Origin of the sequence: Stenotrophomonas maltophilia group sp. Smal32 (assembly GCF_030237085.1) — a bacterium.
Classification (GTDB): domain Bacteria; phylum Pseudomonadota; class Gammaproteobacteria; order Xanthomonadales; family Xanthomonadaceae; genus Stenotrophomonas; species Stenotrophomonas maltophilia_Q.
The window spans coordinates 23,497-35,958 of record NZ_JASJSI010000002.1; the positions used below are offsets into that span (position 1 = coordinate 23,497).

The following is a 12,462-nucleotide window of genomic DNA, read 5'->3' on the forward strand; positions in this document are numbered from 1 at the left end:
ATTGCATCGCAATGGGCTCTGACCCCACTCAACGGTCATTCCAGCGCGTAGCGCAGGGTGAACAGCACCGCCACCAGCCACACCGCCGGATGCACTTCGCGCCAGCGCCCGGTGCCGGCCTTCAGCGCGGCATAGGCGATGAAGCCGAACGCCAGGCCGTTGGCAATCGAGTAGGTGAACGGCATCGCCAGCGCACACAGGGCCGCCGGCACCGATTCGGTCAGGTCGCTCCAGTCCACTTCCACCAGCTCGCGCAGCATCAGGCCGGCGACGAACAGCAGCGCCGGTGCGGTGGCATAGCTGGGCACCATCGCTGCCAGCGGCGAGAACAGCAGTGCCGCCAGGAACAGGGCCGACACCACCAAAGCGGTCAGGCCGGTGCGGCCGCCCACCTGCACGCCAGAGGCGCTTTCAGCGAAGGCGGTGGTGCTGCTGGTGCCAAGCAGCGAGCCTGCAACAATCGCGGTGCTGTCGGCCAGCAGCGCGCGGCCGAAACGCTTCTGCGCGCCCGGCAGCTTCAGCAGGCCGGCACGGCCGACCACGCCATACAGCGTGCCGGTGGCATCGAACACTTCCACCAGCACGAACACCAGCACCACCTGCAGCAGCACGGCGATCGGTGCGCCGCCGTCATGGTGCAGCAGGCCCGGCAGGTCCAGCTGCAGGAAGGTCGGGGCCAGGCTCGGCGGCAGCGAAACCAGGCCCTGGTACTGCACGTCGCCCAGCGCCCAGCCCGCGCCGGTCACGGCCAGGATGCCGATCAGGATCGCACCACGGATGCGCCGTGCTTCCAGTACCGCGATCAGCAGGAAGCCGGCCAGCGCCAGCAGCGGCGGCGCCGTGTTCAACGGACCCAGCGCCACCAGCGTGTCTTCATTGCCGACGATCACGCCGGACTTCTGCAGCGCGATGATCGCCAGGAACAGGCCGATACCGGCCACGATGGCCGAGCGCAGCGATGAGGGAATGCCCGACACCAGCCATGCGCGCACACCGGTCAGCGACAGCACCAGGAACACCAGGCCGGAAATGAACACCGCACCGAGCGCCTGCTGCCAGGGCAGGCCGGCGGCGCCGACCACGGTGAAGGCGAAGAACGCGTTCAGGCCCATGCCCGGCGCCATGCCCACCGGGAAGTTGGCGGCCAGCGCCATTACCGCCGAACCCAGCGCGGCGGCCAGGCAGGTGGCCACGAACACCGCGCCGGCATCCATGCCGGTGGTGCCGAGGATCTCGGGGTTCACGAAGACGATGTAGGACATCGTCAGGAAGGTGGTGACACCGGCCAGCAGTTCGGTGCGCACGGTGGTGCCGTGCTGCTGCAGCTGGAACAGGCGCTCGAACAGGGACATCGCAGATCTCTCATGCCTGCACACCCTGCCGCCCCTGGGGACCTGCGGGTACGTCGCCAGGCGGTTAGAAGTGGTAGTTCAACTTCAGCGTAACGCTGCTGTAGTCGGTATGGAAGCTGCGACGGGCCGCAGCCGGGTAGTTGGGATCTTCCAGGGTCACCGGGCTGGAACCCAGGTGGGTGTAGCGGTACTCGGCACCGGCCGAGAGGCGGTCGTTGAAGCGGTACAGCACGCCTGCCGTGGCGTGGGCGCCGGTGGACACGTGCGAGGCGCGGGTCTCGAATTCGGCCACGCGGCAGCCGTTGGTGGCCTCCACTAGCGACTTGTCGCAGCCCAGTGTGAATTCCTGCCGGGCCACCGTCACGCCGGCACCGACGTAGGGCAGCCAGCGGCCCATCGCGCGGCCCAGCGTCACATCAACGGCGCCTGCGCGGGTCACTGCATCCTTGCCGTGGTACGGGCTGTACTGGTGCTGCTCGCGGTCCTTCCAGTCGCGCGCGACGTTGCCGAAGGACAGCGAACCTTCCAGGCCCACCACGATGTTGTTGTCGAACTGCCAGCGGCGGCCGCCCTGCACGCCGCCGGTGAAGCCGCGGATGCTCTTCTCCGATGCGTTGGCGTTGCTGCGGTCCTTGCTGTGGCCTTCGCCGTGCGACGCCTGCACGCCGAAGTAGTAGCCTTCCCAGTCGGTGGTTGCGGCCGTGGCGGTGCCCGACAGCAGCAGGGCTGCCGTGGTGATGATCAGTGTTTTCATTGCGGTTTCCTGCGTTGGGGGATGAAGCGGGCGCGTAGGAAAACCGATGTGGGCGAGTGAATACATACAACGAATTGCAAAGCGAGACTGCGACAGGGTTTCACGCCTGTTTGGGCTCGGACGTTCATCAGCGGTTGAATTCCGACCGGCGAAAACACCTTGAAAAACTGGCGACAGGAAGGCCTGAAAGACGAAAGGCCGCGCGAGCGCGGCCTTTCGTTTCCTGCGGTGCGGCTTACTTCAGCGCCTTGAAGCGCAGGCGCTTCGGCGCCGCGTCGTCGCCCATGCGGCGGCGCTTGTCTTCTTCGTACTCGCGGTAGTTGCCCTGGAAGAACTCCACGTGCGAGTCGCCTTCGAACGCCAGGATGTGGGTCGCGATGCGATCCAGGAACCAGCGGTCATGCGAAATGACGAAGGTGTTGCCCGGGAACTCCAGCAGCGCATCTTCCAGCGCACGCAGCGTTTCGATGTCCAGGTCGTTGGACGGTTCGTCGAGCAGCAGCACGTTGCCACCCTGCAGCAGGGTCTTGGCCATGTGCAGGCGGCCACGCTCACCACCGGACAGCGAACCGACCATCTTCTGCTGGTCCTGGCCCTTGAAGTTGAAGCGGCCGATGTAGGCGCGCGACTGGATCTCGATGCCGTTGATGTTGAGGATGTCCAGGCCGCCGGCGATTTCCTGGAAGACGTTGTGGTTGCCTTCCAGCGCGTCGCGGCTCTGGTCCACGTAGGACAGCTTCACGGTCGGGCCGACCACGATCTCGCCGGTATCCGGCTTTTCCTGGCCGGTGATCATCTTGAACAGGGTCGACTTACCGGCACCGTTCGGGCCGATGATGCCGACGATGGCGCCGGCCGGCACCAGGAAGCTCAGGTTGTCGAACAGCAGGCGGTCGCCGAACTTCTTGGAGACGTTCTTGAACTCCATCACCGCATTGCCCAGGCGCTCGCCCGGCGGGATGAAGATTTCATTGGTCTCGTTGCGCTTCTGGTAATCGACCGACTGCAGCTCTTCCAGGCGGGCCAGACGGGCCTTGCCCTTGGTGCGGCCGCCCTTGGCGTTCTGGCGCGACCACTCCAGTTCCTTCTGGATCGCCTTCTGGCGAGCCTTTTCCTGGTTGTCTTCCTGCTTCAGGCGCTCGTCCTTCTGGGTCAGCCAGTCGGTGTAGTTGCCCTTCCACGGAATGCCGCGGCCGCGGTCCAGTTCCAGGATCCACTCGGCGGCGTTGTCCAGGAAGTAGCGGTCATGGGTAACGGCCACCACGGTGCCGGTGTAGCGCGCCAGGAACTGCTCCAGCCATTCCACCGACTCGGCGTCGAGGTGGTTGGTCGGTTCGTCCAGCAGCAGCATGTCCGGCTTCTGCAGCAGCAGGCGGCACAGCGCCACGCGGCGCTTCTCACCACCGGACAGCTTGCCGACGATGGCATCCCACGGCGGCAGGCGCAGCGCATCGGCCGCCACGTCCAGCTGGTTTTCCAGGGTGTGCGCATCGCCGGCGGCCAGGATCGCCTCCAGGCGCTCCTGTTCCTTGGCCAGCGCGTCGAAGTCGGCGCCTTCCTCGGCGTAGGCGGCGTACACCGCTTCCAGCGCGGCCTGGGCCTGCAGCACTTCGCCCACGCCTTCCTCCACCGCTTCACGCACGGTCTTGGTCGGGTCCAGCTCCGGTTCCTGCGCCAGGTAGCCGACCTTGATGCCCGGCTGCGGGCGGGCTTCGCCCTCGAAATCGGTGTCCACGCCGGCCATGATCTTCAGCACGGTGGACTTGCCGGCGCCGTTCAGGCCCAGCAGGCCGATCTTCGCGCCCGGGAAGAAGGACAGCGAGATGTCCTTGATGATCTGCCGCTTGGGCGGGACCACCTTGGACACGCGGTTCATGGTGTAGATGTATTGCGAGGACATGCGGTCTCCGTAGGCGCGGCCCTGCGCCCGGTCCGTCACGGGAAGATCCCGTTGCGGCAGTGGGCACAGACTGAAATGGAATACCGCCAATTATAGCCGGAACCGGTTCCGGGCCGCGCCCGGGTGGCGCCGTCGGGCTGGCTATCGCCTGAATACTCCGTCACAGTCCCGCAGCGGGAAGCGTTTCCAGCCGGAAACGGTTCAGATCGGGTGGGCAATATGGGCTCACCACCCACCCGAGCAGAGGTCTGACATGCGCATAAATCGAGTAATGGCCGGCGCCGTGGCCTCTGTGCTGGCGCTGGGCGCCGTGGCCCCGGCCTTCGCCGACAATGACCATCGCGGTCGCGACCATGACCGCCGCGAGTGGCGGGAGGATCGCCGTGAGTGGCGCCAGGACCGCCGTGACTGGGAGCGCGACCGCCGCGAGGCCCGGCGCGACTACCGCCAGGATCGCCGCGAGTGGCACCGCGACCATGACCGCTACTACCGCCCGGCGCCGCCGCGCGTGGTCTATCGTCCGGCACCGCCGCCGCCGCGCTATGGCGGCTACGGCTGGCGGGTCGGTTCCCCCTACCGCGACTACTACCGTGGCCCGGTCTACGTGGTGAACGACTACCCGCGCTACCACCTGCGACGCCCGCCGTACGGGCATCACTGGATCCGCGACGACCGCGGCAACATGCTGCTGGTGGCCATCGCCACCGGCGTGATCGCCCAGTACGTGCTCAGCGGGCGCTGAGGATCGCGGCCGGGGTCGGATCCCTTTCCAACGGAAAGGGCTCTGAGCCCACACCATCAATCGAAACCATACGGGGCCGGATTCCTTCGGGGATGCCGGCCCCGTCTGTTTCGGCCCCAGCAGGCCGGTGCGGGGCTACAATCGAGGGCTGAGTCGTATCCCCTTTCCCTGCCTGCTGGAGTACCCGATGTTCCCGCGTGACGTCCGCATCGAATCCTACGATCCCGAACTGGCCAAGGCCATCGCCGCTGAGACCCAGCGCCAGGAAGACCACGTCGAGCTGATCGCCAGCGAGAACTACACCAGCCCGGCGGTGATGGAAGCGCAGGGCAGCCAGCTGACCAACAAGTACGCTGAAGGCTACCCGGGCAAGCGCTACTACGGCGGCTGCGAATACGTGGACATCGCCGAGCAGCTGGCGATTGACCGCCTCAAGCAGCTGTTCGGCGCCGATTACGCCAACGTGCAGCCGCACAGCGGTTCGCAGGCCAACCAGGCCGTGTACTTCGCGCTGCTGCAGCCGGGTGACACCATCCTCGGCATGAGCCTGGCCCACGGCGGCCACCTCACCCACGGTGCCAAGGTGAATGCCTCGGGCAAGCTGTTCAACGCCGTGCAGTACGGCGTGAACGACCAGGGCCTGATCGACTACGACGAAGTCGAGCGCCTGGCCCTGGAGCACAAGCCGAAGATGGTCGTGGCTGGTTTCTCGGCCTACTCGCAGGTGATCGACTGGGCGCGCTTCCGCGCCATCGCCGACAAGGTCGGTGCCTACCTGTTCGTGGACATGGCGCACGTCGCCGGCCTGGTCGCCGCCGGCGTCTACCCGAGCCCGCTGGAACACGCGCACGTGGTCACCTCGACCACCCACAAGACCCTGCGCGGCCCGCGCGGCGGCATCATCGTCGCCAAGGGCGCCGACGAAGACCTGGTCAAGAAGCTGCAGTCGATCGTGTTCCCGGGCATCCAGGGCGGTCCGCTGATGCACGTCATCGCCGGCAAGGCCGTGGCCTTCAAGGAAGCACTGGAACCGGGCTTCAAGGCCTACCAGCAGCAGGTAGTGAAGAACGCCCAGGCGATGGCCAACACGCTCATCGCGCGCGGCTACAAGATCGTCTCCGGTGGCACCCAGAACCACCTGATGCTGGTCGACATGATCGGCAAGGACGTGTCCGGCAAGGATGCGGAAGCTGCACTGGGCAAGGCGCACATCACCGTCAACAAGAACTCGGTGCCGAACGACCCGCGTTCGCCGTTCGTGACCTCGGGCCTGCGCTTGGGCACCCCGGCGGTGACCACCCGCGGCTACGTGGAACAGGACTGCGTGGACCTGGCCAACTGGATCGCCGATGTGCTCGACGCACCGACCGATGAAGCCGTCATCGCCCGCGTGCGCGACGCCGTCAGCGCGCAGTGCCGCAAGTACCCGGTCTACGGCTGATCGAAGCAGGGGTCAGAGCCCTTTCCATGCGGAAAGGGATCCGACCCCGCAACCCGGATCGACGCAGGGGTCGGATCCCTTCCCGCAGGGAAGGGCTCTGACCCCAGTATCCGATTGATACTTTTTCAGAATAATCGTATGGCTTAGCTGACGGCGGGGTCTCAGGCTCGTGTAATCGCCTCAAGGGTCATGACCATGCGCCATCCACCTGCCAAGCAGTCGATTCTTCTTGCTCTACACTTTTGGCTGTTGTCCGTTCCCCTGGTTCTTTTCAGTTTTTATTTCGCATTCTTGATGACCTGGGGAGCTCTTCTTCGTGGCAGTGTTGTATTTCTGTCAATGATTGCGCTGTGGGCCCTGCTCTCGTTGCTTGCCCTGTCTTTCATTTACAGGCTGATCAATGCGTGGCATGAGCGCGGCACCGCCGGGCTACGGGAAAACTCGGAGCCGCTGAGTGCGATGGGGTTGATATGCGCCATGCAGGCCGGGTGTGCCATGTACATAGTGGTTGGACCGTTTGGCATGCTGTTTCTGCCTGTGTCCATAGCCTTGGGCGCCCCGTGGTTGACCCTTGTCTGCCACCTCCGATGGCTGACAAAGAAGGAGGTGGTGGAGTAAATGGCAGTCTGCGCGGGAACTTGCTCGCAGTCCGCTTCGCAGGCATGGTTGAGGCGTCAGGAGCCACAGCAGCCACGAAGCCCTTGACGTCAGCAAGGAGAGTCGAGCCTATGGATGAGCAGCAGCACAAACGATGGATGGGGATAGCAGGCCTGCTGGTGGGCCTGCCCACTGCGGCGGCAGGAGGCACCGTGGCGGTGCTGGGCCTGATAGCCGTCATGGACGGCAAGTATCTGTCCGGCAACGAGCCCGCGGTGATCGCGCTGTGGTCGTTGGCCGGGCTTCTCGGTCTGTTGTCATGGATGTGGCTGACCGGGCTCTTCCTGTGGCGCGGCCGCGATGGCCTGCGCCAATCCCCGCTTGTCGCATGGATTGGGCTGCTGCTGGGGACCTTCGCCGCGCTGGGCGTGGTCGCCGCCACGCTGTATTTCACCTTCAAGCATGGTGAGATAACGACGCTGGCCTTCTTTGGGCTTGGCCCGCCGTTGCTGGTGATGGCGGGGCACCTGGCGTGGCTGCGCTGGGGACGGTCTGCCCCCTGATGTCGGCAAGGCGGGCTGAGCCTCCCGCCACGCGCGCGCTGGGCGCGCTGCGCAGGCACTTCTGCGCAGACAGCATTTGCTGCTGAACGCCTTCTCAGGTACCTTTGCGACGCTGCCATGACCGTGGCAATTAGGTTGCCCCCTGAGCCAGGCGTTCCATGCATTGCCCCTTCTGCCAACATGCCGATACCCGGGTCATCGACTCGCGCGTCTCTGAAGACGGCGCGACGATCCGCCGTCGGCGTGAATGCGAAGCCTGCGGCGAGCGCTTCAGCACCATGGAAACGGTTGAACTGAAGCTGCCGGCCATCGTCAAGAGCGATGGCACCCGCGAAGCGTTCGACCAGCGCAAGGTGCGGGCGGGTTTCGACCGCGCGCTGCAGAAGCGTGCGGTGGCCGAAGACAAGATCGAAGCGGCGGTACGCGCGGTGGTTCACCAGCTGCGTATCAGCGGCGAGCGCGAAGTGCCTTCGATCAAGGTTGGCGAGTTCGTGATGAATGAACTGCGCAAGCTCGATCACGTGGGCTACGTGCGGTTTGCGTCGGTGTACCGCAGCTTCGAGGACGTAGCTGATTTCCGCGAGGAGATCGAGAAGCTGGAACGTGACCTGCCGTCCAGTACCGAACAGCTGCAGCTGCTGGGCGACGTGATTGCCCTGACCAAGAAGAAGAAGGGCTGACCGCTTCTGCCTTGGTGGGTGCCAACCTTGGTTGGCACAATGGCCTTTGCTCTGGTGGGTGCCAACCTTGGTTGGCACTGATGGCGTGGATCTACACCGTCAGCGTTACCATGGTGGCATGAGCACCTCGTTCTCCGTCCTCGACCACCTGCACATGGCCAACGCACTGCGCCTGGCCGAGCGTGCCGCCTACACCACCCGCCCCAATCCGATGGTCGGCTGCGTGATCGCCCATGGCGAACGCGTGGTCGGGCAGGGCTGGCACCAACGCGCGGGTGGCCCGCACGCCGAAGTGTTCGCGCTGCGCGAGGCCGGCATCGAGGCCCGCGGTGCCACCGCCTACGTCACCCTGGAGCCCTGCGCACACTACGGGCGCACGCCGCCGTGCGCGCTGGCGTTGATCGAGGCCGGCGTGTCGCGCGTGGTTGCGGCGATGCGCGATCCGTTCCCGAAGGTTGATGGCGGTGGCTTCGATCTGCTGCGCAATTCCGGCATCGAGGTCGCCGAAGGGTTGATGTCCGCGCAGGCACGCGAACTCAACAAGGGCTTCCTCTCACGCGTGGAGCGCAACCGCCCGTGGCTGCGGGTGAAGCTGGCCGCCAGCCTGGATGGCCGCACCGCGATGGCCGACGGCAGCTCCAAGTGGATTACCGGCCCGGCCGCGCGCGAGGATGTGCAGCACTGGCGTGCTCGCGCCGGCGCGATCCTGACCGGCGCCGACACCGTGCTGGCCGACGACCCGATGCTGACCGTACGCCTGGCCGATACCGACGTGATGCCGCCGCTGCGCGTGGTGCTGGATTCGCGCCTGCGTTCGCTGGAATGCAGCCGTGTGCGCGAGGGTGGGGCACCGACGTTGTACCTGCATGACGCAGCAGTAAGCGCACCGGATGCGGCCGACGCCGAATTTGCCAGCGTGCCGGGCAGCGGTGGCAGTTTGGACCTTGGTGCGGTGCTGGTCCTGCTGGCCGAGCGTGGCATCAACGAAGTGCATACCGAGGCCGGAGCCACCCTGGCCGGTGCACTGTTGCGCGGCGGCTGGGTGGATGAGTTGTTGCTCTACCAGGCGCCGACGCTGCTGGGCGATACCGGCCGCCCGCTGCTGGCTGGCCTCGGCATCGAGGCGATGGCCCAGCAGCACCGGCTGCGCGTGGTGGATCAACGCCAGGTGGGTGAGGACATGCGTCTGCTGCTGCGGCCGTAACGCAAGCCGATCATGTCGCGTCGTACCCGCCGGATGTGGCATCAAGGTTGGCGGGGCGAATGATCGCTGCGCATGTTGCAAGGCTCACAGGTCTCCAATGGCCTCCCAGGCATTTGCCGTACGCGTAGTTCATCAGCCCTGACCGCACGTGCACCTTGCCGGGCCCTGTTTCATGGGCATGTCAGGCCGCTGTATTCGAAATGAAGATGGGGCGATACCTGGTTGTTGCAGTAGGTCAATAGCTGGTGCTCATCCATGCCTTTCGCCGCATCCAGTATTTCGGCCTGGAGCGCATTGAAATGACCGATGCGATGCGGTGCCTGCTGGCTCACGCAGTTGCGGAGCCGATGCAGCGGCCAGTCACATGCAACCGATCCTGTGAGCCTGGGCGCTTCCTCCTCCAGCATGCGCCGGTCCCAGCCGTGGTAGGGAATGAAGGCGTCGAGCAGCTTCGCTTCCAGGCTGTTGGCACTGCGGCTGAGCCATGCGCCCTGGCCATGTCGGAAGAACTCCAGATCCCCGGAAATGCTGCGCGATCCTGATCCCCTCAGTATCCTGACCTGGCGACGGAAGATGTCGGCCATCTCGGCGGGAGCCGCAGCCCTGGAACCTGCCTTTGTTGCCTCCCGGTACCTGGCGTACAGTGGAGTCAGGTCGGGGACAGAGCAGCGATAGGACAACGTCGCTGTATTGGCGGTGGGGCCGGCGCGGGTGGATAGTGCGGTACAGGTCACGCGGCCCAGCCTGTCCAGCGATGCAGCGCCGATGCCGGGTGATTCAAAGCCAGCAGGCACCAGGAAGCGTTCGGCGGCCTCGTCATCGCCAATGCGCGCTCGCACTTCCTGCAGCCGATCGAGATAGCCTGGGGGCTGGAACGTACCCTTCCACTGCGCGTCGAGGGTGCGGCGGGCAACCGGGTCGGCAGCGAGCAGAAGCGAAAGATAAAGCTGGAAATTGGCGTCAATACCTGCGGTGATCTCGCCCGACGGCAGCGCATCCGCACGCTGCGTGGATGCATCGGGCGAGGCCAGGGCAGAGAGTGGCGCGCAGGTCAGTACGAGCAGTCGCATCATTTTCATGGGTGGACTCATGGTCGGTGGCGTTCCTGGAGTGCACGGCAGTGCGCGCGAGCCTCGTCGGGTCCCATCCCGCTGACCGTCTCTTCCAGGACATTCTGAAAGGTCGCGTCGTCTGATGAGGGATCGACGGAGTCGTGAATCCGTGCGGCTTTCAGTCGTGCGTCAAGCAGCAGGTCACACGCAGGAATGCCCGTACGGGCAGTGATGGACTCTGCCTCGATGCGCTCATTCCATTCCCGGAACGGCAGCATCTTCTGAAGCAGCGCCAGCCCGAGGAACATCATGTCGGTACTGGCCCAGGGACCGCCTTCGCCAGCACGGAAGAACTCGGCCGTGGTGTCGAACGTGCTGTTGGGAGCTTGGGTCAGCACTTGGGCAAATGCCATTTTCGCGGGTTGGATGGACGCGACTGCATCCACGGCCACGAATTGTTCGCGATGCTCGCGATAGGTCGCGAAGAAGCTGGAGACGTCTGGAACCCCGCAGTGGTAGCGGATCGTCACACGATCGGGAGAGCCGCTATCGGCGCGCTCGACCTCTTTGCAATGGATGGAGTGCCACCTGGCTTTGACAGCCATGGCAATGGGGTCATTGCTTCCCAGCGCAGGGCCTTGATGGATATGGAGCGCGTCTACGGTATCCCCGATTCCGGGGAACGCATGTTTACTGGCTGTCTGCAGGCTCTCCCTCAGTGCGGTTCGGGCTCGCTCGTCATCCTGGGTGACTACGCGTACGTACGCGTCAAAGGTCTCTTCCAGCGAGAGTGCGCCCGTGGGCGCGGCGGTCGCCGACAGCGACGTGCCGAGCAATCCGGTGATGATCGGTTTCAGCATGGCATGGCCGCGTCGCGTGGAATGGAACGCGAGGATCCCTGTACGTGGACCCTGGGTCCATGCAAGAAATCCGAAATTCCAGACCCACGGCGCCGGGTTCACGGGGCGCGGACTTTGGCCGTTCGACTCAGCGAGTCGCACTGCCTCCAGAGGACCTTGTTCCTGCGCAGTCGGGATGGCGGTGGACTGCATGCGCGTGCCTTGGTGGCATCGAGGATATCTGGCCGTCCGCGCGCCACCTTCGCCGGCAGGCCCCTCCCAGGCATCGTGAAGGTTGCCCGGACTCTCTGTCACACCATACCGGCACTGCCGCCGAAGGCTGACGGCAGCGGCGTAATGCCGGGCATGGCCCGGCGATATCGCTTACCGCCTCACGCGCATTCGTCAGTCCACATCATCTCGGCGATCGGGCGCAGTGCCTTGCACTCCTGCGTCATCTCCTCGGCCGACTGCACCTGTGCCTTGGCCTTCAGTTCCTCGGCCATCGCATCCACGCCGCTGATCTGGTCCGGCGCGATCTTCGCCACGCAGGCGCGGTGCTGTTGCAGCAGCAGGTCGCAGCCCGGTACGCCGGTTACCTTCGGTGCGCTGGCGGCCTCCACGTCCTGCATCCAGTCCTCGAACGGGGCCAGTGCGCCGGCCACGGTGCCCACCAGGTCATCGAAATTACCGCTGTACCAATAGCCGTTGTCCTTGGCCGGGTACAGGGTGAAGGTGCCGCTGACCGGCACGCGCGCGCCGCTCTGCAGCGCCTGGGTATAGGCATCGGTGAACTGCTTTCGCGAGGCCGGGCTGGCATCGGCGGCCAGGCTGGCAGCAAACAGCGGGCGCACCTTGCCCAGGTCGGGCACCTGGCAGCTGAAGCTGATGCGCGCCAGCTTCTGGTCTTCAACGTATTCGTTGTCTTCGATCACGCTCTTGGTCGCGCGGCACTTCGAATCGCGCAGGGCCTTGGCGTACAGCGCTTCGGTGGCGGCGGCGTCGGTCTTGTCACCGGCGCTGGCCAGCACGGTCTGCCACGGCTCGGCCAGGGCCTTGGCCAGGGCACCCGGGGTCGGGGTCACGGCGTCCTGGCCTTCGAAGGCTGGCTTCAGCGCATCGTTGAGCGTGCGGGTGGCGGCCGCGTCGTCTTCCAGCAGGGTGCGCGCGTACAGGTCGAAGGCCTGTTCGGGCGTCAGCGGGGCCGGGGCGGCACTGGCAAACAGCGGGGCGCACAGCACGGCGCTGGTCAGCAAGCTACGGGTGAGCGTCTTCATGACGGTGGTTTCCTGTTCCAGAGGCGCGCAAGACTAGCGCATCTGCCTGCACTTTCGATGG

The 12,462-nt window shown here is 65.4% G+C and carries 12 protein-coding genes; 6 read left to right on the forward strand and 6 right to left on the reverse strand.

Going from position 1 to position 12,462, the window contains the following annotated elements; translation table 11 throughout:
- Window positions 1–35: 35 nt before the first annotated feature.
- The 3 genes from QRO91_RS00570 to ettA form a co-directional block, all read right to left on the reverse strand.
- Window positions 36–1,352: an NCS2 family permease gene (locus QRO91_RS00570; protein ID WP_049429488.1), complete on the reverse strand. Its 1,317-nt coding sequence runs from the start codon at window positions 1,350–1,352 to the stop codon at window positions 36–38.
- 64 nt (window positions 1,353–1,416) lie between these two features.
- On the reverse strand, window positions 1,417–2,106 hold the full coding sequence (locus QRO91_RS00575) for an outer membrane protein (RefSeq protein WP_049429489.1): 690 nt from the start codon (window positions 2,104–2,106) through the stop codon (window positions 1,417–1,419).
- Window positions 2,107–2,341: 235 nt separating this feature from the next.
- Window positions 2,342–4,006 carry an energy-dependent translational throttle protein EttA gene (gene ettA, locus QRO91_RS00580; protein ID WP_005408049.1) on the reverse strand — a complete coding sequence of 555 codons (1,665 nt, stop codon included), beginning with the start codon at window positions 4,004–4,006 and terminating at the stop codon, window positions 2,342–2,344.
- A 253-nt stretch (window positions 4,007–4,259) separates the two neighbouring features.
- On the opposite strand from ettA, the gene QRO91_RS00585 reads away from it, so the two are divergent.
- The 6 genes from QRO91_RS00585 to ribD all read left to right on the forward strand — a co-directional run bounded on the left by QRO91_RS00585 (window position 4,260) and on the right by ribD (window position 9,233).
- Complete coding sequence (locus QRO91_RS00585) at window positions 4,260–4,748, forward strand: RcnB family protein (protein ID WP_049429490.1); 489 nt, start codon at window positions 4,260–4,262, stop codon at window positions 4,746–4,748.
- Window positions 4,749–4,935: 187 nt separating this feature from the next.
- A complete protein-coding gene (gene glyA, locus QRO91_RS00590) occupies window positions 4,936–6,189 on the forward strand; it encodes a serine hydroxymethyltransferase (protein ID WP_049429491.1) in 1,254 nt (417 codons plus the stop codon).
- A 189-nt stretch (window positions 6,190–6,378) separates the two neighbouring features.
- Window positions 6,379–6,807: a hypothetical protein gene (locus QRO91_RS00595; RefSeq protein WP_049429492.1), complete on the forward strand. Its 429-nt coding sequence runs from the start codon at window positions 6,379–6,381 to the stop codon at window positions 6,805–6,807.
- 110 nt (window positions 6,808–6,917) lie between these two features.
- Window positions 6,918–7,349, forward strand: a complete 432-nt coding sequence (locus tag QRO91_RS00600; RefSeq protein ID WP_049429493.1) for a hypothetical protein — start codon at window positions 6,918–6,920, stop codon at window positions 7,347–7,349.
- 158 nt (window positions 7,350–7,507) lie between these two features.
- Window positions 7,508–8,029 carry a transcriptional regulator NrdR gene (gene nrdR / locus QRO91_RS00605; protein ID WP_004143350.1) on the forward strand — a complete coding sequence of 174 codons (522 nt, stop codon included), beginning with the start codon at window positions 7,508–7,510 and terminating at the stop codon, window positions 8,027–8,029.
- 118 nt (window positions 8,030–8,147) lie between these two features.
- Complete coding sequence (gene ribD, locus QRO91_RS00610; protein WP_197650619.1) at window positions 8,148–9,233, forward strand: bifunctional diaminohydroxyphosphoribosylaminopyrimidine deaminase/5-amino-6-(5-phosphoribosylamino)uracil reductase RibD; 1,086 nt, start codon at window positions 8,148–8,150, stop codon at window positions 9,231–9,233.
- Window positions 9,234–9,403: 170 nt separating this feature from the next.
- Here the strand turns inward: ribD and QRO91_RS00615 are convergent, their stop codons facing one another.
- The 3 genes from QRO91_RS00615 to QRO91_RS00625 all read right to left on the reverse strand — a co-directional run bounded on the left by QRO91_RS00615 (window position 9,404) and on the right by QRO91_RS00625 (window position 12,401).
- On the reverse strand, window positions 9,404–10,312 hold the full coding sequence (locus QRO91_RS00615) for a hypothetical protein (protein WP_049429495.1): 909 nt from the start codon (window positions 10,310–10,312) through the stop codon (window positions 9,404–9,406).
- 8 nt (window positions 10,313–10,320) lie between these two features.
- Window positions 10,321–11,337: a hypothetical protein gene (locus QRO91_RS00620; protein WP_152906582.1), complete on the reverse strand. Its 1,017-nt coding sequence runs from the start codon at window positions 11,335–11,337 to the stop codon at window positions 10,321–10,323.
- Window positions 11,338–11,516: 179 nt separating this feature from the next.
- Entirely contained in the window at window positions 11,517–12,401 is an 885-nt protein-coding gene (locus tag QRO91_RS00625) for a hypothetical protein (protein ID WP_049429497.1), read from the reverse strand.
- Window positions 12,402–12,462: the final 61 nt, after the last annotated feature.